Annotated in this window: 17 protein-coding genes and 1 pseudogene; 10 read left to right on the forward strand and 8 right to left on the reverse strand. The window is 64.0% G+C overall.

Annotated elements, in window-relative coordinates; genetic code table 11:
• Positions 1 to 182 precede the first annotated feature (182 nt).
• From thiP to NKH16_RS26020, 3 genes are all read left to right on the forward strand, one after another.
• Positions 183 to 1802, forward strand: coding sequence for a thiamine/thiamine pyrophosphate ABC transporter permease (gene thiP / locus NKH16_RS26010; protein ID WP_352677922.1), 1620 nt, complete (start codon positions 183 to 185; stop codon positions 1800 to 1802).
• Entirely contained in the window at positions 1799 to 2590 is a 792-nt protein-coding gene (thiQ, locus tag NKH16_RS26015) for a thiamine ABC transporter ATP-binding protein (protein WP_352452516.1), read from the forward strand. The genes thiP and thiQ overlap by 4 nt, the downstream gene beginning before the upstream one ends.
• 254 nt (positions 2591 to 2844) lie before the next feature.
• A complete protein-coding gene (locus NKH16_RS26020; RefSeq protein ID WP_023680559.1) occupies positions 2845 to 4314 on the forward strand; it encodes a M48 family metalloprotease in 1470 nt (489 codons plus the stop codon).
• A 13-nt stretch (positions 4315 to 4327) separates the two neighbouring features.
• Here the strand turns inward: NKH16_RS26020 and NKH16_RS26025 are convergent, their stop codons facing one another.
• On the reverse strand, positions 4328 to 5185 hold the full coding sequence (locus NKH16_RS26025; RefSeq protein ID WP_023680558.1) for an RNA polymerase factor sigma-32: 858 nt from the start codon (positions 5183 to 5185) through the stop codon (positions 4328 to 4330).
• 325 nt (positions 5186 to 5510) lie between these two features.
• Between NKH16_RS26025 and NKH16_RS26030 the strand changes: the two genes are divergently transcribed.
• From NKH16_RS26030 to NKH16_RS26040, 3 genes are all read left to right on the forward strand, one after another.
• Positions 5511 to 6284, forward strand: a complete 774-nt coding sequence (locus tag NKH16_RS26030) for an amino acid ABC transporter substrate-binding protein (protein WP_352452514.1) — start codon at positions 5511 to 5513, stop codon at positions 6282 to 6284.
• Positions 6285 to 6406: 122 nt separating this feature from the next.
• A complete protein-coding gene (locus tag NKH16_RS26035) occupies positions 6407 to 7087 on the forward strand; it encodes an ABC transporter permease subunit (protein WP_023721020.1) in 681 nt (226 codons plus the stop codon).
• Entirely contained in the window at positions 7084 to 7854 is a 771-nt protein-coding gene (locus NKH16_RS26040) for an amino acid ABC transporter ATP-binding protein (protein ID WP_352747691.1), read from the forward strand. The genes NKH16_RS26035 and NKH16_RS26040 overlap by 4 nt, the downstream gene beginning before the upstream one ends.
• Before the next feature lie 78 nt (positions 7855 to 7932).
• On the opposite strand, the gene NKH16_RS26045 is transcribed toward NKH16_RS26040, so the two are convergent.
• From NKH16_RS26045 to NKH16_RS26070, 6 genes and pseudogenes are all read right to left on the reverse strand, one after another.
• Positions 7933 to 8514 (reverse strand): CarD family transcriptional regulator, encoded by a 582-nt coding sequence (locus tag NKH16_RS26045; RefSeq protein ID WP_006327799.1) that lies wholly within the window; start codon positions 8512 to 8514, stop codon positions 7933 to 7935.
• 368 nt (positions 8515 to 8882) lie between these two features.
• On the reverse strand, positions 8883 to 9221 hold the full coding sequence (gene fdxA, locus NKH16_RS26050) for a ferredoxin FdxA (RefSeq protein WP_352452512.1): 339 nt from the start codon (positions 9219 to 9221) through the stop codon (positions 8883 to 8885).
• 148 nt (positions 9222 to 9369) lie between these two features.
• A pseudogene (locus NKH16_RS26055) lies at positions 9370 to 9757 on the reverse strand (RNA-binding S4 domain-containing protein).
• A gap of 12 nt (positions 9758 to 9769) precedes the next feature.
• On the reverse strand, positions 9770 to 13177 hold the full coding sequence (locus NKH16_RS26060) for a helicase-related protein (RefSeq protein ID WP_352747688.1): 3408 nt from the start codon (positions 13175 to 13177) through the stop codon (positions 9770 to 9772).
• A 731-nt stretch (positions 13178 to 13908) separates the two neighbouring features.
• The gene (gene phbB / locus NKH16_RS26065; protein ID WP_352747686.1) at positions 13909 to 14634 is read right to left on the reverse strand and encodes an acetoacetyl-CoA reductase; all 726 of its coding nucleotides are present in this window, start codon (positions 14632 to 14634) and stop codon (positions 13909 to 13911) included.
• A gap of 104 nt (positions 14635 to 14738) precedes the next feature.
• Positions 14739 to 15923 carry an acetyl-CoA C-acetyltransferase gene (locus tag NKH16_RS26070; RefSeq protein ID WP_352747684.1) on the reverse strand — a complete coding sequence of 395 codons (1185 nt, stop codon included), beginning with the start codon at positions 15921 to 15923 and terminating at the stop codon, positions 14739 to 14741.
• 278 nt (positions 15924 to 16201) lie between these two features.
• On the opposite strand from NKH16_RS26070, the gene phaR reads away from it, so the two are divergent.
• Positions 16202 to 16810, forward strand: a complete 609-nt coding sequence (gene phaR / locus NKH16_RS26075; protein WP_352747681.1) for a polyhydroxyalkanoate synthesis repressor PhaR — start codon at positions 16202 to 16204, stop codon at positions 16808 to 16810.
• 66 nt (positions 16811 to 16876) lie between these two features.
• Here the strand turns inward: phaR and NKH16_RS26080 are convergent, their stop codons facing one another.
• Complete coding sequence (locus tag NKH16_RS26080) at positions 16877 to 18025, reverse strand: citrate/2-methylcitrate synthase (RefSeq protein WP_352747700.1); 1149 nt, start codon at positions 18023 to 18025, stop codon at positions 16877 to 16879.
• A gap of 92 nt (positions 18026 to 18117) precedes the next feature.
• Between NKH16_RS26080 and NKH16_RS26085 the strand changes: the two genes are divergently transcribed.
• The 3 genes from NKH16_RS26085 (at position 18118) to NKH16_RS26095 (ending at position 21347) form a co-directional block, all read left to right on the forward strand.
• Positions 18118 to 19206 (forward strand): citrate synthase/methylcitrate synthase, encoded by a 1089-nt coding sequence (locus tag NKH16_RS26085; protein ID WP_352747679.1) that lies wholly within the window; start codon positions 18118 to 18120, stop codon positions 19204 to 19206.
• Between the two features lie 201 nt (positions 19207 to 19407).
• On the forward strand, positions 19408 to 20190 hold the full coding sequence (locus tag NKH16_RS26090; protein WP_352747676.1) for a 3-hydroxybutyrate dehydrogenase: 783 nt from the start codon (positions 19408 to 19410) through the stop codon (positions 20188 to 20190).
• A 26-nt stretch (positions 20191 to 20216) separates the two neighbouring features.
• Positions 20217 to 21347, forward strand: a complete 1131-nt coding sequence (locus tag NKH16_RS26095) for a patatin-like phospholipase family protein (RefSeq protein ID WP_352747698.1) — start codon at positions 20217 to 20219, stop codon at positions 21345 to 21347.
• The last annotated feature ends 249 nt before the right edge of the window (positions 21348 to 21596 follow it).

Genomic DNA, 21596 nt, shown 5'->3' on the forward strand with positions numbered 1-21596 from the left:
TCCCATCAGCCATCGCATCAAGAAATGCGCCTGGAACGACGACTATCTCATCAATGCCATCACTCATATGCGATAGCCCTGCCCTTGAGGGGGAGATGGCCGGCAGGCCAGAGGGGGGTGGGCTCGGCCATTGTCAGGTGTTTCCTTCGATCAACACCTGTCGTAGCGTCGGGTAGCGCGACATGCGTACGCGTCATCCGGCCGATCCCCGCGTCACTGCCGGCATCGTCGCGCTCGCCGCCATCGCGCTGCTGATCGGCGGTGCATTCGCCGGGCTCGTCGTCGAAGCCACACGCGACCTGTCCGGCGCCGCCGCCGCTTTCGATTCCTATCTCTTGCGCGTCGTCCGTTTCACGCTCTGGCAGGCTCTGCTGTCGACCCTGCTCTCCGTCGCACCGGCGCTGTTTGTCGCGCGTGCACTGTCGCGGCATCCACAGCTTTTCGGGCGAGGCTTCATCCTGCAGCTTTTCGCCGTGCCGCTGGCGCTGCCGGCCATTGTTGCCGCACTCGGTGTCTTGGCGCTCTATGGCCGCGCCGGCTATTTTGCCGGCACGCTGGGCGCGCTAGGCGGCCAGAGCTGGCCCGGCATCTATGGCCTGTCGGGCATACTCGTCGCCCATGTCTTCTTCAACCTGCCGCTAGCGACGCGGCTGTTCCTGGAGGCGTTGCAGACCGTGCCGGCCGACCAATGGCGGCTGGCGAGCCAGCTTGGCATGGGTGCTGCGCCGGCCTTCCGGCTGATCGAATGGCCACCGCTGCGTGCGGTCTTGCCCGGCGTTGCCGGGCTCGTTTTCATGCTGTGCATCACCTCCTTCACCATCGTGCTTACGCTCGGCGGCGGACCCAGCGCGACGACGCTCGAGGTTGCCATATACCAGGCGCTGCGTTTTGACTTCGACCCGGCGCGGGCGGTGACGCTGACCCTGCTGCAGATTGCCCTGACCTTCGTCGTCGTGCTGGCCTTGACGCGGCTCGGCGCCAATATGGTCGGGGATGCCAATCTGCCGGTGGCGCCGCGCCGGTATTTTTCAGCCGGTGCGGCCGAGACCGTGCTGAACGCATTGGCGATCGGGCTCGCACTGCTGTTTGTCGCCGGGCCGATGGCGGCCACGTTGGCAGCCGGGCTTGGCGCCGATCTCGGCCGCCTGGCCGGCGAGAGCGCGGTGCGGCAAGCGACGGCGACCAGTGCCGTGCTCTCCCTCCTATCGGCGCTGCTCTCTGTGGCGTTGTCGCTGTCGCTGGTCATGGCGCGCCGGGCGCTGGCGCTCACCCGGCGGCAGGGCCGGCGGACACTGCTCGAACATCTGGCCGACACCGGTGCGGGGTTCGTGCTGGTGGTGCCGCCCATCGTCATCGGCGCCGGCTGGTTCCTGCTCTTGCGCACCGTCGGCGATGTCTTTGCGATTGCCCCTGTCATGGTGGTTGCGGTCAATGCGGTGATGGCGATGCCGTTCGCCATCCGCGCCATCCGCCCTGCCTATGACGCGGCGAGCGAACGCCACGAACGGCTCTGCGCACAGCTTGGTATCTCGGGCTGGAACCGGTTGCGGCTGGTCGACTGGCCGTCGCTGCGGCGGCCGCTCGCCACCGGCTTCGCTTTCGCCATGGCGCTGTCGCTCGGCGATCTCGGCGTCATTGCGCTGTTCGGCAGCGATTCCGTGCAGACCTTGCCCTATCTGCTGCTGGCGCGCATGGGCAGTTACCGCACCGAGGATGCCGCCGGCCTGGCGCTGCTGCTCGGCCTTGTCTGCCTGGCGCTGGTGTTGGCCGCGGACTGGCTGGGAAGGGGCGAGAAATCATGATGCCGACCAGCCCGGAACGGTCCATTTCGGTGGAAAAAGGCGCGGCCGTACGACTCGATAATGTCTCGTTCAGCTATGGTGAAACGCCGCTTATATTCGATGTCGATTTCCCGGCGTCGGAAATCACCGCCATTATGGGGCCGAGCGGTTCGGGAAAGTCGACGCTGCTCAATCTGGTGGCCGGCTTCGAGACGCCGCGGTCAGGCCGCGTGCTGATCGGCGGCGCCGACGTCAGCACTGCGCCGCCATCAGCGCGGCCGGTATCGATGGTGTTCCAGGAAAACAACCTGTTTGCCCATCTTTCCGTCGAGCAGAATGTCGGGCTCGGCCGCTCGCCTTCGCTCAGGCTGAGCGAGGCTGACCGCGCCGCAATCGCCGCAGCGCTGAAGCGCGTCGGCCTTGCCGGCAAGGAAAGCCGGCTGCCGCGCGAACTCTCCGGCGGCGAGCGGCAGCGCGTCGCGCTCGCCCGGGTCCTGGTGCGCGACCGGCCGGTGTTGTTGCTCGACGAGCCGTTCGCTTCGCTCGGACCGGCACTGCGCGACGACATGCTCGACCTGGTGGCCGACGTCCATTCGGAGCAGCGCATGACGGTGCTATTCGTCACGCACCAGCCGGACGATGCGCGCCGTATCGGCCAAAACATGGTTTTCCTGGATGGTGGCACGGTTGCCGCGACGGGCACCGCGGCCGATTTTTTCGTCGGGGCTGGACCGGAGGCATTCCGACGCTATATCGGCTCGGGTCCGTTTGCGGTTGGATCACGAGATGTTGCCCGGAAGCGGACATAATTTATGGTCAAACCGGCGGAAGGCGAAGCGGCGCTTGCTTGCCATGGTCGAGGTAGTGTGGCTAGGTCCGCCAGGAGCTGGTCCGGCCTAGACTGTGATTTGCCCTTGCTGCCTCGTATCTGTCGGACGCACGAAGGACGCCGTAGCACTTGATTTTGCGCGTGATGCTTTCCGGAAATCGCGTCCGATTTTCGCGGTCACGTGCCAGGACTTGAAAGGAAGCCGATCTGCCGACCGGCATCGACAATCGGAGGGTGAAACCGCTGGCGCGCTTTCTGGCGCTGGCCGGTCTCGCTGTGGCGCTGGCAAGCTGCCAGATGTTCACGCCTCCCGACGTGCAGGAATCAGGCTTCCAGCCCTCCGACAAGCCGATCACGGTCGATAATGTCGCCGCCAACGGCAAGCTCGCTCAACTGGCGAAGGCCCAGCACCCGCGCATCCTCGCCACCTATGGCGGCGAGTATTCCGACCCCAAGCTCGAGCGCATGGTGGCCAAGATCGTCGGCAGACTGACCGTGGTGTCGGCCAACCCAACCCAGACCTACCGCATCACCATCCTCAACTCGCCCAACGTCAATGCCTTCGCGCTGCCGGGCGGCTATCTCTACATCACCCGCGGGCTGCTGGCGCTGGCCAACGATTCCGCCGAGCTTGCCGCCGTCATCGCGCATGAGATGGGCCACGTTACCGCCAACCACGGCCTGCAGCGCCAGCAGCTGGAAGCCGAAGAGGGGTTGGCGACCAAGGTCGTTTCGGACGTGCTCGGCGACAACCCGACGGCCAAGGCGGCGCTGATCCGCGGCAAGCTGAGGCTGGCCCAGTTCTCGCGCAATCAGGAGCTGGAGGCCGACGCCATCGGCATCAAGTCGATCGGCGAAGCCGGTTTCGATCCCTACGCCGCCGGCCGCTTTCTGCAGTCGATGTCGGCCTATACCGATTTTCGCTCGATCAGCGGCGCTACCGACGCCAGCCTCGACTTCCTGGCGACGCACCCCAACACGCCGCAGCGTATAGACCTCGCGCAGCGCCACGCCCGCCAGTTCGGCGCGCCCGGTGTCGGGTCGCGCGACCGCGATTCATTTCTTGCCGGCGTAGACGGGCTGCTTTACGGCGACACGCCGGAGGAAGGCTATGTGCGCGGCGAAACCTTCCTGCACCCTGGCCTCGGCGTGTCGTTCTCGGTGCCCAACGGTTTCGTCATCGACAATTCGGCGGCGGCGGTGACGGCGACCGGCCCGGGCGACATGGCGATCCGCTTCGACGGCGTTTCGATCGACAAGAACCGCTCGCTGACCGACTACATCCGCAGCGGTTGGGTTGCCGGCCTCGACGACAGCAGCGTGCGCCAGGAGACGATCAACGGCAACGAAGCGGCAACCGCGCATGCCGGCGCCGATGGCTGGCAATTCGACATTGCGGTGATCCGCGCCGGCGGCCAGGTCTACCGCTTGCTGACTGCTGCACCGTCGGCCAGCACCTCGCTGAGCACGGTGGCGCGCTCGGTCAGCGGCTCGTTCCGCATCCTGAGTGCTGCCGAGAAGGCGGCGTTGAAGCCGCTGCGTATCCGCATCGTCACGGTGCAGCCCGGCCAGACAATGGGCTCCCTGGCCGCACAGATGGTCGGCGTCGACCGCAAGCTGGATTTGTTCAGGGTGCTCAACGCGCTGTCGCCGGGTGCCGCGGTTTCGGCCGGCGACAAGGTCAAGATCGTCACCGACAAATAGCAGCCGACGCGATTCAGGCTGCGAGAAATTCCGGATTCTGCTTTACCAGCGCCGCCTTGAGCTTTTCCATGGCGCGCGCCTCGATCTGCCGGACACGTTCCTTGGAGATGCCGAGGGTCTCGCCGAGCGCTTCGAGCGTCGCGCCCTCGTCGCTCAGCCGGCGTTCCTCGATAATCCTGAGCTCGCGCGCATTGAGAGCGCCGAGTGCCGTCTTCAGCCACACCGAGCGGCGTTCGACGTCGATCGTATCGCCGACGACCTCATCGGGCAGCGGGTCATCCGAAACCAGGAACTCCATCCGCTCGGTTGCGCCCGCATCGTCGGCTAGCGGCGTGTTGAGCGAGCTGTCCGGCGCCGAAAGGCGGGAATCCATCATCGCCACATCGGCCTCCGATACCCCGAGAGCCGCCGACACTTCGCGGTAGAGCGTGGCATTCGACATCTGCTCGGCGCCGTTTGCCAGGCGGGCGCGCAGGCGCCGCAGGTTGAAGAATAGCGCCTTTTGCGCCGAGCTGGTGCCGCCGCGCACGATCGACCAGTTGCGCAGGATATAGTCCTGCATCGAGGCGCGAATCCACCAAGTCGCGTAGGTCGAGAACCGCACCTCGCGCTCGGGCTCGAAACGGGCCGCTGCCTCCAGCAGCCCGACATGGCCTTCCTGGATCAGGTCGCCCAGCGGAAGGCCGTAGTGGCGAAACCGCGACGCCATGGAAATGACCAACCGCATATGCGCGACGGTGATGCGGTGCAGCGCGTGCTGGTCATTGTTTTCCTTCCAGCGCAGCGCCAGGAGATGCTCTTCGTCACGTTCCAGATAAGGGGCTTTCATCGCCGCGCGAACCATGGTCCGTCCTGCACTGTCTTCCATCATGCCGCGCTCCTGCTCCAGGCGTTGCGGTGCAATCGAATCGTGAGTTGGCGCCGATGGTTGAAATGGCGGCGCCGCGCCCTACAACAGCGAAGAACGTGCCATGCGGGGGAATGTTCCCCCGGACTGTCATGTCGATTGTGCTGTTCCAGGCGATTCGCCACCGGCCTTGACTCAGCCGGATGGCGCCGGGAGATGCTGGTTGAGAATTGGATTTCAAGGGCGCGAGATTTTTGAAATTTAGTTTCTTATTCTGGCATCGCGCATCTGTCATTTTCCGGCACTCGCAATGACGCCGGACATCGGCCAAGGACGGGATCACAGAAAAATGAAATGGCTCAAATCGCTCATTATCGCCGGAACGCTGCAGGTTCTGGCCGTCGCCGCCAGTCATGCCGGCGCCAATCTCGACCAGATCAAGCAGGCCGGCGTCTTCAAGGTCGGCACGGAAGGAACCTATGCGCCCTTCACCTATCATGATGCTTCCGGCGCGCTGGTCGGCTTCGACGTCGAGATCGCGCGGGCCATCGCCGAGCGCCTCGGCGTCAAGGCCCAGTTCCTCGAAGGCAAATGGGACGGGCTGATCGCCGGTCTCGACGCCAACCGCTACGATGCCGTCATCAACGAGGTCGGCATCACCGAGGCGCGCAAGGCTAAATATGATTTCTCCGATCCTTACATCGCCTCCAAGGCAGTGCTGATCGTGCGCGGCGACAACACCGACATCAAGGGTTTCGCCGATCTCAAGGGCAAGAAGGCGGCGCAGTCGTTGACTTCGAACTTCGGCAAGCTGGCTGAAACCAACGGCGCCGAACTCGTCGGCACCGACGGCTTCGACCAGTCGATCCAGCTGCTTCTTACCGGCCGCGCCGACGCCACCATCAACGACAGCCTGTCCTTCCTCGACTTCAAGAAGCACAAGCCCGACGCCAATGTGAAGATTGCCGCCCAGGAAGAAAACGCCGACTATTCCGGCGTCATCGTGCGCAAGGGCGATCCGGAACTGGTGGCCGCCATCAATAAGGCGCTGGCCGACATCAAGGCCGACGGCACCTACAAGAAAATCGCCGACACCTATTTCGGCCAGGACGTTTCGAAGTAAAACGGCTTTCTCGTGTGGGCCGAATGCCGGCCCGCGTCGTTCGTATCGCGGCGAGCTGTCTTTCGACGGCCCGCCGCTTTCGCGTGATATGAGCGACGGCAATCTGGCAAGGAGGAGCCTTCGTGCCGCACTGGCTGCAATTGATGCTGGAATCCCTGCCTACGCTGCTGTGGGCTGCACTGATCTTCACCGTGCCGTTGACGCTGCTGTCGTTTGCATTCGGTCTTGTCCTAGGCCTGGTTGTAGCGCTTGTCCGGCTGTTCGGTCCCAAACCGCTGGTCGCCGTGGTCCGCTTCTACGTCTGGATATTCCGCGGCACGCCGCTTCTCGTGCAACTGTTCCTTATCTTCTACGGCCTGCCATCGGTCGGCATCCTGCTCGACGCCTTTCCAGCAGCACTGATCGGCTTCACCTTGAACATCGGTGCTTATTCGTCGGAAATCATCCGCGCCGTCATCGGTTCGGTGCCCAAGGGCCAGTGGGAAGCGGCCTATTCGATCGGCATGACCTGGGCCCAGGCAATGCGGCGCACCATTCTTCCACAGGCGGGCCGCGTCGCCGTGCCGCCGCTGTCCAACACCTTCATCTCGCTGGTCAAGGACACTTCGCTCGCCGCCGCCATCACTGTGCCGGAGATGTTCCAGGCAGCGCAGCGCATCGTCGCCACCACCTATGAGCCGCTGATCCTCTATGTCGAGGCAGCGGCCCTCTATCTGGTCATGAGCTCCGTGCTGTCGGCCTTGCAGGCGCGGCTGGAAACGCGGCTCAACCGTTATGGCGGCTTCCTGGAGGCGCGCGCATGATCGGCCTCACCAACATCGAAAAGCGTTTCGGCGACAATTTGGTGCTGAAGGGCGTCACCGTCACGATCGAGGAAGGCAGCGTTACGGCGCTTGTCGGGCCGTCGGGCGGAGGGAAGAGCACGCTTTTGCGCTGCATCAACCTGCTCGAGCTGCCGACTTCAGGCACGGTACGGATCGGCGACGATGCACTCGAATTCCATCCCGGCGGCAGGGTCTCGACCAGGGATATCCAGCGGCTGCGGCTGCAGACCGGCATGGTGTTCCAGAATTTCCAGCTGTTTCCGCATCGCACTGCGATCGAGAACATCATGGAGGGGCTGGTGACGGTGCTGAAATGGCCCAAGGAGAGGGCGCGCGGACGGGCGCTGGCCCTGCTCGAAAAAGTCGGCATGGCGCACAAGGCCGATGCCTGGCCGGCGACCCTGTCGGGCGGCCAGCAGCAGCGCGTGGCGATTGCCCGGGCGCTGGCGCCTTCGCCGAAGGTCCTGCTCTGCGACGAGCCGACCTCGGCACTCGATCCGGAACTGGCGCAGGAGGTGGTTGACGTGCTCGGCAAGCTCGCCAGCGAGGGCACGACCATGGTGATGGCGACGCATGACCTGCGGCTCGCCTCCAAGATCGCGCGGGAAGTGGTGTTCCTCGATGCCGGCAACATCGTCGAACAAGGCCCGGCCGCGGTGCTGTTCAGCAACCCGGAACGCCAGCGGACCAAGCGGTTCATCGCCACGCTGAAGCACGAGGCGGAAAGGGAGGGCGGCGAAGGTTAGATATGCCCGTCGCCGGTCAGCTAAGACAAAAAAACCCGGCGCGAGGCCGGGTTTTCCATGTTTCCTGGGCGAAAAGGCTCAGGCAGCTTCTTCCTGCTCGGCTTCCTCGTTGTCGGCCTTGGCGCCGCGCTTCGGGCCCTTGTTGAGGTTCACCTCGATGAGGCGGACCGCTTCGGTCTCCGACATGCGGTTGACGGCCGCGATCTCGCGGGCCATGCGGTCGAGGGCCGCCTCGTAGAGCTGGCGCTCGGAATAGGACTGCTCCGGCTGGTTATCGGCGCGGTAAAGGTCGCGCACCACTTCCGAGATCGAGATCAGATCGCCGGAGTTGATCTTGGCATCATATTCCTGGGCACGGCGTGACCACATGGTGCGCTTGACGCGGGCGCGGCCCTGCACGACCTTCAGCGCGCGCTCGACATAATCCTCTTCCGACAGCTTGCGCATGCCGATCGAGGTCGCCTTGGCGACCGGCACCTTGAGGCGCATCTTGTCCTTCTGGAAGTCGATGACGAACAGCTCCAGCTTGTGGCCCGCGACTTCCTGCTCGTCGATCGAGACGATCTGGCCGACACCATGCGCCGGATAAACGATGTACTCGCCGGTCTTGAAACCGTGGCGCGCTGCGGTGGACTTCTTCTGCGGGGTGATCGTTGCCATTACGCCCTGAACTCCTTGTTGTGGTACCGGCATCGTGCCGGCCCGAACTCGTGCGACCGGGGTGACCGGTCCTCAGCCACACAACGATGAACTCACCGGAAAGGCCAGGACCGGCAAATCGCAACATTGCGACCGCCTGCCCCAGATCGCTCTGGTCCGGATTGAGAAATTCACCTTTCAGTGATTTGGGGCGTTTGCGCCATAAATCGACGTTGTGTCACCGGCATGTTTGGTTGATATAACACAAAAAGTCGGAAGAATCAAGGTTTTGCTGCACGCGCGAAGGCCACGCGCCGTCGCCGCCTGTCAAGGCGGTTAATGTATCACGGCTGTTACGCGGCGTCAGGCCGCCGCAGCCGGCAGGCTCGTCAGTCGCCTTCGCCGGGCTCGGGGGAGAAATATTTCTCGAACTTGCCAGTTTCGCCATCGAAATTCTTAGCGTCGGCCGGCGGCTCCTTCTTGGCGGTGATGTTGGGCCATTTGTCGGCATATTCGGTGTTGATCTGCAGCCATTTGTCGAGGCCCGACTCGGTGTCGGGCTTGATCGCGTCGGCCGGGCATTCCGGTTCGCAGACACCGCAATCGATGCACTCGTCCGGGTGGATGACGAGCATGTTCTCACCTTCGTAGAAGCAGTCGACCGGACAGACCTCGATGCAGTCCATGTATTTGCATTTTATGCAATTGTCGGTCACGACGTAGGTCATTGGTCGGCTCCGGGACGTCCCATTTTGTTGGGCTTTTTTGGTGAGGTAACGCCTTTGTCCGCCGGTGGCAAGGGCGGCCCCTGCCAGCGGTGCCGCGGTTTCCGGAATGGAATTCCGGAAGGCCGGCAAAGCGGGCGTTCGACCTTGCTCAATCGTCGCCGAGCAGGTGGTCGGTCTGGCGGCGTTCCTTCTTCGTCGGGCGACCGCTGCCGGCCTCGCGCAACGGCGGCACCGCATCCGGAAGCGCCTCGCCCTTGGGCGCGGGGGGGCGGCGACATGTCCTCGTAGAGCAGGCGGGCCTCTTCGGCCGGGCCACGCCGTACGCCGGTGCCAAGGACTTTCCAGACGAAGATCCGCCGCTCCAGCGTGATGGTCAAAACGTCGCCCGGCCGGACCGTATCGGAGGCCTGCGCTGCTTTGTCGCGATTGATGCGGACGCGTCCGGCGACGACCAGCTTGGCTGCCAGCGTGCGCGATTTTACCGCGCGCGAGAAGAACAGCCACTTGTCGATGCGCTGGCGGGCATCAGTGACCATTGGACGAGCAGCTTACTTCTTCAGCTGGTCGCGCAACGCGGCGAGCTTGGCGAAGGGCGAGTCCGGATCGAAGCGGACCGGGCGTTCCTCACGCGGCTTTGGCTGGAACGCCGGCTTTGCGCCTTGGGCGCCGCCTTTGCCGTCCTGCCGGCCAGCCTTCCAGTCGGGCCGGTTTTCGCGCCAGTCCGGGCGTTCACCTTGCGGCTTGCCGGCGCGCTGATCTGCCGCGTCGCCTTGCGGCCTGGGCTTGAACTTGCTGCGATCGAAGCGCGGCTTGCCGGCGCCGTCGCGCTGGTCGTGGCGCCCCTGACGGGCGGGCCGGTCGCCCGGCGTCGGTTGCCCGCCGGCATCTACCGGCGCATCGCTGCGGCTGTCCGGCGCAGCTTGACCATTGCGCGCGCGATTGTCCCGATGATTGTCCCGGGGGCGGTTGTCATGCTGGCGATGACGCGGGCGCTGGTCGAAACGACCCTGCCGCCATAACAGGATGGGTTTTGGCTCCTCGGCTTCTGGAGCAGCTTCGCCGGCGACGGCTCCTGCCGTCGCTGCAGGTTCGGCCGGCGATGCTTCCGTAGTGTCGGAAACCGGCGGTTCTGCCGGTGCCGCAGCCTCAGTTTCCGCCCCAGGTTCCGCCGTTGGCTCGGCCGCCGGTTCCGCAGGCGCTTCAGCAGTCGCCTCCGCGGCGGGCCGGGTCTCTTGCGTGACTTCTGCCGCAGCTTCAGGGGCTGGAGCTTCCGCGACAGGCTCTGCCGTCGCTTCGGTCACAGCTTCGGCCGCCGCCTCCGCAACAGGAGCCGCATCCGACACAGGTTCCGAAGCCTCCGCCGGCGGCTCTGCCGCGGCAGATGCTTCCGCCATCCTCGCCTGCTCGACTCGCGCAGCCTCTTCCGCCGCCTGCTTTGCAGCGGCCGCGTCACGCGCGGCATTATCCTGTGCTTCGAGCCGCGCCTTGACCTCGGCCGCCGGTTTGGCATCGGCGCGATAGCCGAGTCCCTTCAGGATTTCTTCCATGTCGTCGGCGGTGGCGCCGAGAATCGACATCATCGGCGGCGTCACCATGAAGGACTGGCCGTCATAGGCGCCGTCGGGGCGAGGACCGAGGCCCGGCTTCCAGTTGGTCGCCGGCCGGATCAGGTCGGCCAGCCGTTCGAGAATATCGACGCGTACAGCACGCCGGCCAAGATTGCGGTAGCCGGCAAGCTTGTAGAAGGTCTTGTCGAAGGTCGGATCGATGACCACCGAGGTGCGGCCGGAGGCCAGTGCGTGAACGACATCGCCGAAACCGGGCTTGTCCTTGCCGTCGTTTCTCAGCGCCCACAGCAGCGTTATCAGCCCGGCCGGCGCCGGTTTGATCAGCGCCGGCACGAAGACATGGTAGGCGCCGAAGCGCACTCCGAGACGGCGAAGCGCCGCGCGGCCTTCCTGGTCGAGCGACTTCATCTCGTCGGCGATGTCGCGACGGTTGATGAGGCCGAAATGCTCGACAAGCTGGAAAGCGATGCCGCGGCCGATGCCGGTGATCTGCTCGGCATTCTTGAGATCGACCAGCGGCTTCAGCAGGGATTCGATCTGGAAATTGACGAAGCGCTCGGCGCGCGCCGCAACCTTGTCGCGGGCCGGGCCGGTGAGTTGCTCGTCGGCCAGCAGAACCAGACGCGGCTTCAAAGCGTCTTCGCCGGCGACCAGCGTGCCGATCGGCGCGCCGATCCAGCGCAGCGTGCCATCCGAACCCAGCGCGATGTCGCCATTGGCCGAGGCGCCGAAGCGCTCGGCCCGCGCCTCGAACTCGGCGGCAAGCGCCTTCTGCGCCGCCGCCCGCACCGCCTTGGCGTCTTCGCCGCCGGCGCTCTGGTCGGCGGTGAAGCGGAAACCTTGCAACTCGCCGACGTGATGGCCTTCGACGAGGACGGTTCCGGTTGGGCTGATTTCGGCTTCAGGCATCGTGTTTTCTCTAAGGCGCCGCATGAGGACGGAAGTCCTGCGGTCTACAAAACGTTTCGTCAACCGCTCATGCAGCGCATCGGACAATCTGTCTTCGATTTCGCGCGTCTTTTCCTGCCAGTGTGCCCGATCGGCCAGCCAGCCGGGCCTGTTGGAAACGAAGGTCCATGTGCGGATCTGGGCAATCCTGTGCGATAACGTGTCGATGTCGCCTTCGGTGGTGTCGGCACGGCGCACCTGCTCGGCCATGTAGTTCTCGTCGACATGGCCATGCCTGGCAAGGTCCATGTAAATGGAGGCAATCAAGTCGGCGTGCTGGGCCGGCGCGATCTTCCTGTAGTCGGGCAGCGCGCAGGCTTCCCACAGCAGCGCCACGCGCCTGGCATCGGTGGTGAGTGCCCGGACGTCCTCGTCGCGCGACAGATGCTCGAGCGCCTGTGCGTCTACTGCCGGCAGCGCGCGCGTCAGGCCTTCGACCGGGGCGTTGGTCTCAATCGACCGCTTCAGCGCATCGAGGTTGGCGAAATCGAAATGCGCGGTGCGCCACTGCAGCACTTTCACCGGGTCGAAATCATGCGCCTCGATTTTGTTGACCAGTTCATCATCCAGCGGATCGACCTGGCCGGTGACGCCGAAGGTGCCGTCGCGCAGATGCCGGCCAGCGCGGCCGGCAATCTGGCCGAGCTCGGCCGCCGTCAGGTTGCGGTACTGGTAGCCGTCGAATTTGCGGTTCTGGGCGAAGGCGACGTGGTCGAGGTCGAGGTTGAGGCCCATGCCGATGGCGTCGGTGGCGACGAGGTAGTCGACGTCGCCCGACTGGAACAGCGCCACCTGGGCGTTGCGGGTGCGCGGGCTGAGCGCGCCGAGCACGACGGCGGCACCGCCCTGCTGGCGGCGGATCAGCTCGGCGATGGCATAGACCTCGTCGGCCGAGAAGGCGACGATCGCGGTGCGCCGCGGCAGGCGGGTCAGCTTCTTCGAGCCGGCATAGGCAAGATGCGATAGGCGTGGCCGGGTCACCACCGACACGCCCCGCAGCAGGCGCTGCAGGATGCCGTGCATGGTGGCCGCGCCCAGCAGCAGCGTCTCCTGCCGGCCGCGCAGATGCAGGATGCGATCGGTGAAGATGTGTCCGCGTTCGAGATCGCCGGCGAGCTGGACCTCGTCGATGGCAACGAAGGCGGCGTCGGTCTCGCGCGGCATCGCTTCCACGGTGCAGACCGAGTATTTCGCGCCCGCCGGCTGGATCTTTTCCTCGCCGGTGATGAGCGCCACCTTATGGGCGCCGACCTTCTCGCAGACGCGCGTATAGACTTCGCGGGCAAGCAGCCTGAGCGGCAGGCCGATGACGCCGCTTTCATGCGCCACCATGCGTTCGATGGCGAGATGGGTCTTGCCGGTGTTGGTCGGGCCGAGCACGGCCGTCACGTCTCGACCCGACAGGATCAGCGGTTCAGTGTGTTTCGGATGGATGTTCATCGGCCTGGAAATAAGGCTCTCTGCCTCGCATTGTCGGGAGCGCGCCCATATTGGCCGCGTATGACAGGCGACACATAGGGATTTCGGGCGCGAAGCGAAAGCGGAATATGCCGAGGGCAGGCCGATTGGTTGGTTCGAAGCCAGAAAATCTGTTCCCGATTAACAGTTGGAACGAGTCTGGAACGAATCAGCGACGAATCACTGACTCGCGCTGATTCAGGGTTTGTTCACGGCTACATCTGGGTTTTCTGTCGGCGTATCTCACCACATGCTGAATCACGGAAACTGGCCCGATTTATGCAAGCGGCATCCAAGCGAGCACTGCGGTTAACCTTTGCCGGTGAATGGTCGTGGCCGGCCAATCTGCTTCGCACAACGTTATGAAATTATTGATGTTTCCTAACGCGCTTTAATCATTTCGAGGGTGTTTTCAGCTCTCGCCGTTAACGTTCCGCTCAAAGCCGGAACGAATCGGCGACGAATCAGAGATAGCCGAAGTTTCTTGGTTTGTTCACCGCAACATGTTGTGTTGTGAACAGCTTTTCCACCGAGAATCCACAGGCTGCCGGGCGGCTTTTGCACAAGCTGCGAGTTTGCCGTTAACCTTTGCGTGCCGGATTGGGGCAGCGTGCTGCATCGAGATCTTGCAACGGGAAGACCGCTATAGAAACGGGCCGTTTTGCAGGCCCGTTCGTCCAAGCGCGGATCTGTCTCAACGTAAAGACAAACGATCAGGCGACGTACTGGCCGCCATTGGCTGATATGGTCGAGCCGGTGATGAAACCGGCATCGTCGGAAGCGAGGAAGACGACGCAGCGCGCGATTTCCTCCGGCTCGCCGAGACGGCCGACCGGGATGTGCGGGATGACCCGCTCGTTGAGGACCTTCTCGTCCATTGCCTTGACCATCTCGGTGGCGATGTAGCCGGGGCAAATGACGTTGACGGTGATGCCGGCGCGCGCGCCTTCCTGGGCCAGTGCTTTGGTGAAGCCGATATCGCCGGCCTTCGAGGCCGAATAATTGACCTGGCCGGCCTGGCCTTTCTGGCCGTTGATCGAGGAGATGGTGATGATGCGACCGAACTTGCGGTCGCGCATGCCGCCCCACAACGGATGCGTCATGTTGAAGACGCCGGAAAGGTTGGTGTCGAGGACCTCTTTCCATTGCTCGCGCGTCATCTTGTGGAACATCGCGTCGCGAGTGATGCCGGCATTGTTGACCAGCACCGAGACGGGACCAAGATCGGCTTCGATCTGTTTGATGCCGGCGGCGCAGGCCTCGTAGTCGGCGACGGACCATTTGTAGACCGGGATGCCGGTCGCGGCCTTGAACTTTGCCGCCGCTTCTTCATTGCCGGCGTAGTTTGCGGCGACCGAATAGCCGGCGCTTTTCAAGGCGACCGAAATCGCCGCGCCGATGCCGCGCGACCCGCCTGTGACGATTGCAACCTTTGTCATATGTCCTCCCGGGAAATGCAGATGACTGAGCGTTGAAGCGGTGGGGTTTGCCCTCTATTCCCTACTCGCTTTGCGCCAGCATCCTATTCGTATCGCTTATCTCATCACAATGCTTCCACGCACATGGCAACACCCATGCCGCCGCCGATGCACAGCGTGGCAAGGCCTTTCTTGGCACTTCTGCGGCGCATCTCGTAGACCAGCGTGTTGAAGATGCGGGCGCCCGAGGCGCCGACCGGATGGCCGATGGCGATGGCGCCGCCATTGACGTTGACGATGGCCGGATCCCAGCCCATGTCCTTGTTGACGGCGCAGGCCTGCGCGGCAAAGGCCTCGTTGGCTTCGACCAGATCGAGGTCGCCAACCGACCAGCCGGCCTTGGCCAGCGCCTTGCGCGAGGAGGGGATCGGTCCCGTCCCCATGATCTGCGGGTCGACACCGGCGGTCGCCCAGGAAACGATACGCACCAGCGGTGTGATGCCGCGCCTTGCGGCTTCCGCTTCGGTCATCAGCACCACGGCGGCGGCGCCGTCGTTGATGCCGGAAGCATTGGCAGCAGTCACCGTGCCTTCCTTGTCGAAGGCGGGCTTGAGCTTGGTCATGGCATCGATTGTCGCGCCGTGGCGGATGTATTCATCCTGGTCGACTACGGTGTCGCCCTTCCTGCCCTTGACTGTAAAGGCAACGATCTCGTCCTTGAATTTCCCGGCTTTCTGCGCGGCCTCGGCCTTGTTCTGGGAAGCCAGTGCGAACTGGTCCTGGTCGTCGCGGGTGATCTGGAACTGGCGGGCGACGTTCTCCGCGGTGTTGCCCATATGATAGCCGTAGAAGGCATCGGTCAGGCCGTCCTTTATCATGGTGTCGATCAGCTTGAAGTCGCCCATCTTGACGCCATCGCGCAGATGTTGCGCATGCGGAGCCATCGACATCGATTCCTGGCCGCCGGCAACGATGATTTTTGCATCGCCCTGGGCGATCTGCTGCATGCCGAGCGCGATGGCGCGCAAGCCCGAGCCGCAGAGCTGGTTCAGGCCCCAGGAGGTCGCCTCCTGCGGTACGCCGGCAGCCATTGCCGCCTGCCGCGCCGGGTTCTGCCCTTGAGCCGCGGTCAGGATCTGGCCGAGGATGACCTCGTCCACCTCCTTGCCGTCGACGCCGGCACGGACCAGCGCTTCCCTGACGGCGACGGCACCCAATTCATGGGCTGGGGTGTTGGCGAAGGCGCCGTTGAAGGAGCCGACGGGCGTGCGCGCTGCACTGGCGACAACGATGGCGTTGGAAGCGGACATGTTCTTCTCCAGGCTTTCGGGGAACGATTTCGGGTGCCGTCGGGGACTTTTCTTGCCCTTTCCACAACCCGAGTCAAACCCGAAATGGGCATGGCGTCCCACTGCCGCAAGCATGCCGCCCGTCGCTGCAACGGCGGCCCGTCCGTGCTGCGCAGCATAAAATGTTCCCGCACTGCACAAACTGCTTGGATTCATGACGCTTTTGCGCATATCCTTTAAAAAGGCGCAATCGTTACCGGCGGCTTACTTAAGCTGCCCGGTGTCCGGGGAGGATGCAGATGGCCGCAAAAGACGAACCTATTGTTATCAAGAAATATGCCAATCGCCGTCTCTACAATACGGGCACCAGCACCTATGTGACGCTCGAGGATCTCGCTGAAATGATCAAAAGAGGCGAGGACTTTACTGTCCAGGACGCCAAGACCGGTGACGACATCACGCATCCGGTACTGACCCAGATCATCTTCGAGCTGGAGAACAAGGACGGGCAGAACATGCTGCCGATCCCGTTCCTGCGTCAGCTCATCGCCTATTACGGCGACCAGATGCAGATGATCGTGCCGAGCTTTCTCGAACAGTCGATGCTGGCCTTCTCGAAGGAGCAGGAACGCTTTCGCGAGCAGATGAAAGATGCGCTCGGCAAGTCGCCGATGGACATGATGAAGATTGCCACGCCGATCAAGGTGCTTGAGGAGCAGACGCGGCGCAACATGGAAATGTTCCAGAACGCCATGCGGCTGTTCACGCCGTTCCCGCCCGCGGGCTCGGCGCCGGCAGCAGCGCCGGCCGAACCGGCCAGGAAGGAAACGCCGGAAAAACCCGACGACCTTCAGGAGCTGAAGGAGCAGATCGCCGCGATGCAGCGCAAGCTCGACACCATGTCGTGATTGCCGGGGCGAGGCGCCGCGTCGAACCTTCGCTCAGGTGCCGCTGAGACTTCGCAAACAGCGCGGCTAGAGCTGCTCCGGCAGCGGCCCCTGGTAGCGGGCGCGTGGCCGGATCAGGCCGTTGCTTGTCACCTGCTCCACGGCATGCGCGGCCCAGCCGACGCTGCGGCCGAGCGCGAACAGGCGGAACGGCGCATCGGACGGCAAACGGAGGCTGCGCGTCAGCGCGGCCAAAGCGAAATCGACGTTCGGGCGCATGCCCGTTGCCGCAAAGGCCGCATCGCAAAGCCGTAACAGCCCATCATCGACATCTATCGCGGCCAGCAACGGTTCCGCACGCGGATCGCCGTCGGGATAAAGCGGATGGCCAAATCCGGGCAGCGGCCTGTCGTGACCGAGCCAGCGTCCGACAGCCGCATCCGGCCCCAATCTCTGCGCATCTTCCGCCAGCATCATGACCGCCTCCGCGGCGCCGCCATGACGCGGCCCGGAGAGCGTGGCGAGGCCGGCAAGCAGGCAGGCCGAAACAGGTGCGCCGGTGGACGCGGCGACCCGTGCGGCGAAGGTCGATGCGTTCAATTCGTGATCGGCCAACAGCACCAGTGAGCGGCGGATCAAGTCTGCGCCGGCCGCATCGAGCGACCATCCCCGCGCCAACCTTTCGTGCGCGGCACCAGTTCCGGGAATCGCGCCGAGCGCCTGCGCCAAAGCGGCGATGGCGCCGGCCGCATCGTGGTTGAGCGAAGCCGATCTTCGGCCGAGCGAAGGCCGGCCGTTGGCCGCCAACGCGGCCAATTCCGCGAAGGCAGCCGGCCGGCCAGTTGCGCTGTTGCCATGGCGGCTCGCCGAGACGAACGACACTGCTGCGTCAGATGCCCAAAGCAGGTTTGCCGTCTGCTCCAGCGTGGCAGCCTCGCAGAGAGCAACCGCATCCTGGCCGCGATAGACAAGGCGGCCATGCAAAACGGTCGAGATCGTGGTGGCGATCGCCGGCTCACCCCAGGCAATTGCACTTTCGGCGATTGCCTGGGGATTTCGGCCACGAGCCCGGCGGCTCGCCAGCGCCGCGATGTCGTCGGCGCGATACTGGCTGCGGCGTGGATCCGCCCGGTCCGGCCGCACGCCGATGCGTCCGCGGCTGACATAGGCATAAAGGGTCTGGGCGCGCACCTTGAGACGCTCCAGGGCTTCGTCCCGCGTCAGCCACTCCGTCATGTCAGCCTTGGCATATTGATTCAGTTGATCAAGATTGATGGTCCAGTCACCAACCCTTATCTTCCACCCGGAAAGGGTCAAGGAGAAAACCAATGGCGAATGGGCTCGATGATGTGGTGGCGGCGGAAACGGTGCTCTCCGATGTTGACGGTCTTGGTGGCCGCCTGACCATCCGGGGCCATTCGTTGCCCGAACTGGCAGGCCGCTGGAAATACGCCGAGGTGGTTCATCTGCTGTTCGACGGCTTTTTCGACGATCTTCCCGGCGACAAGGAGCTGGCGAACGCGATCGGTCGGGCGCGCAGCGAAGTGTTCGAGCAGATCAAACCCTTGCTGCCGTTTCTCGCATCCCTCGATATCTACAGCGCAATGCGCGCCGGCATTGCCCTGCTGCCGGACGGCGACAAATTGCCGGACGCGCTGCGGCTGGTTGCGGCACCTGCCGTGCTGACGCCGGCCTTGCTGCGCCTGCAGCGCGGCGACAGCCCGATTGCGCCCGATAGCAAGGCCGATCATGCCGCCGACATGCTGCGGATGCTGACCGGCATTGCGGCCTCGCCTAAATTGGCGAAGGCGCTCGATGCCTATCTCGTGACGGTTAGCGACCACGGCCTCAACGCATCGACTTTCGCCACGCGCGTGGTCGCCTCGACGCAGGCCGGGCTTACTTCGGCGGTGCTGGCCGGGCTCGGAGCGCTCAAGGGGCCGCTGCATGGCGGCGCGCCAGGTCCGGTGATCGAGATGCTGGATGCGATCGAGGCGAATGGCGACGCCGCCCGCTGGCTGCGCGACGAGATCGCGCGCGGCCGCCGCATCATGGGCTTCGGGCATCGCATCTATCGCGTGCGCGATCCGCGTGCCGACGTGCTGAAAGCGGTGGTGCGGCAGCTCGGCGCCAAGGGCGAAGCCGGCCACCGGCTGGCCTTTGCCGAAAGCGTGGAGCAGGCGGCGCTCGAAGTGCTCCGCATCGCCAAGCCGTCGCGCTCGCTCCAGACCAATGTCGAGTTCTTCACAGCGCTCCTGCTGGAAGCGGCGGGCTTTCCGAAAGAGGCGTTCACCAACGTCTTTGCTGCCGGGCGCGTCGCCGGCTGGATTGCCCATGCGCGCGAGCAGCAGACGAGCGGACGGCTGATCCGGCCGCAGTCGCGCTATATCGGGCCGGTCCCAGACCTCGTCGCCTGAGGATTTTTCCCTCGCGTACTTGCGAAAACCGGTCGCAACAGCCGGTGCCGGACACCTCTCTCATCGGGACGAGAGCGGTCTACATGACAAAAATTTCATGTCATTGCTCCACACATCCGCTGTTCTTGGGTGACAGAGAGCCTATATGTTGCAGTGCAGCATGGTTCCACGGGAGCCCGCCTCGAAAGGAATAAAGCCGCCTTGACCGCCAGAAAAACCGCCATCGTCACCGGTTCCACCTCGGGCATCGGCCTGGCCATTGCCCACGCGCTCGCGGCCGAAGGCTGCAACGTTGTCGTCAATTCCTTTTCCGACACCGCCGACGATCACGCCATCGCCGACGCGATCGCGAAGCACCACGAGGTGAAGACCGTCTACGTCAAGGCCGACATGTCGAAGCCGGCCGAGTGCCGGGCTTTGGTGGCGAAGGCAGCCGAGGCATTCGGCTCGGTCGACATCCTGGTCAACAACGCCGGCATCCAGCATGTCGCGCCGGTCGAAAGCTTCCCGATCGAGAAATGGGATGCGATCATCGCCATCAACCTGTCATCGGCCTTCCACACCATCGCAGCCGCCATCCCGTTGATGAAACAGGCTGGTGGCGGCCGGATCGTCAACGTCGCCTCGGCCCACGGCCTTGTCGCCTCGCCGTTCAAGTCGGCCTATGTCTCGGCCAAGCATGGCATTATGGGCTTGACCAAGACTGTCGCCCTGGAGCTGGCGCGCGACAAGATCACCTGTAATGCCATTTGTCCGGGCTATGTGCTGACGCCGCTGGTCGAGGCGCAGATCCCCGACCAGATGAAGGCCAACAAGATGGACCGCGAGACGGTGGTCCGTGAGGTCATGCTCGAAAAGCAGCCGACCAAGGAGTTCGTCACCGTCGAGCAGGTTGCGGCGGCCGCAGTGTTCCTATGCTCGGATGCGGCGGCGCAGATCAACGGCACGCACATCTCTGTCGACGGCGGCTGGACCGCTCAGTGAGGCTTCCAGCGGTCAAGGGCCACGCCATGCCGAAAAACGGCAAGGCGGAAGAGCCAAAGAAGATCAATGTCGCGCTGCAAGGCGGCGGCTCGCACGGGGCGTTTTCCTGGGGCGTGCTCGATCGGCTGCTCGAGGACGGGCGCCTCGACATAACGGCGGTTTCGGGCACCAGCGCCGGCGCCATGAATGCCGTGGCGCTGGCCGACGGCTTTGTCCGCGGCGGTGTCGAGGGCGCGCGGCGGAAGCTCGACGATTTCTGGCGTGCGGTGGCGGCAAAGGGCCGCTTCAGCCCGGTACAGCGCATGCCCTGGGACGTCGCCTGGGGCAATTGGTCGATCGAGAACACGCCCGGCTATTTCCTGTTCGATACGATGTCTCGGGTATTTTCGCCCTATGTCGCCAATCCGCTCGCAATCAATCCGCTGCGCGACGTGGTCGAACGTGAGATCGATTTCGACAATGTGCGCGCCTGCAAGTCGATTGAACTGTTCATTTCCGCTACCAATGTCGAGACCGGCCAGTTGCGGGTCTTCTCGGACGGCGAGATCGACCTCGACACGGTGATGGCGTCGGCCTGCTTGCCGCAATTGTTCCGTGCCGTCGAGATCAAGGGCGTGCCCTATTGGGATGGCGGTTATGGCGGCAACCCGGCACTGTTCCCGTTCTTCAAGACGGCGGCCACCGAGGACGTGCTTTTGGTGCAGATCAATCCGGTGGTCCGCGAGGGGACGCCGAAGAGCGCCAATGAGATCCAGAACCGCATCGACGAGATTACCTTCAATGCCGGGCTGTTGCGCGAATTCCGCTCGATCGCCTTCGTCAAGGAACTGATCGCCGCCGGCCGATTGCCGCACGGCGAATATCGCGACATCCGCATGCACCGCATCGATGCCGACGAAGCGTTCAAGGATCTGTCGGCATCGTCCAAGGTCAATGCCGAATGGGCGTTCCTTGTCTATCTGCGCGACCTCGGCCGCACCGCAGCCAGTGATTGGCTGGAAGAAAATTATGACGCCGTCGGCAAGCGGCCGACGATCGATCTGTCCGGCGAACTCGACGACGGCTTGAAGCCGGTGCGCGGGCCGGCGCCGGGCCGGCGGGTCAAGGAATTTCTTGCGGCGCGCAAGCAGCCCGAGGCTGCCCGCCGTCCGGCCTAGCTGCTTCGCAAGCAGATGGCATTCGCAATCTGTCCAATCATCCTGACACTTGCTGCCATACTGCTGTTTTGGCGATCAACAGCCGATGCTGCAGCCGCATCTTTGCGGACAAAGCAACAACCCATCAACTTTTCTGACTATATTGCGATGCAACTTTGAGGTAGAAGCGCGCTTCGCCGATCACGGCAATTTGAATACGGCCTCGCGCGCACCCATATCGGCGACGCGCCCCAAGTAGAAGATGCGGCC

The organism is Mesorhizobium sp. M1307, from assembly GCF_040318155.1.
Taxonomy (GTDB): domain Bacteria; phylum Pseudomonadota; class Alphaproteobacteria; order Rhizobiales; family Rhizobiaceae; genus Mesorhizobium.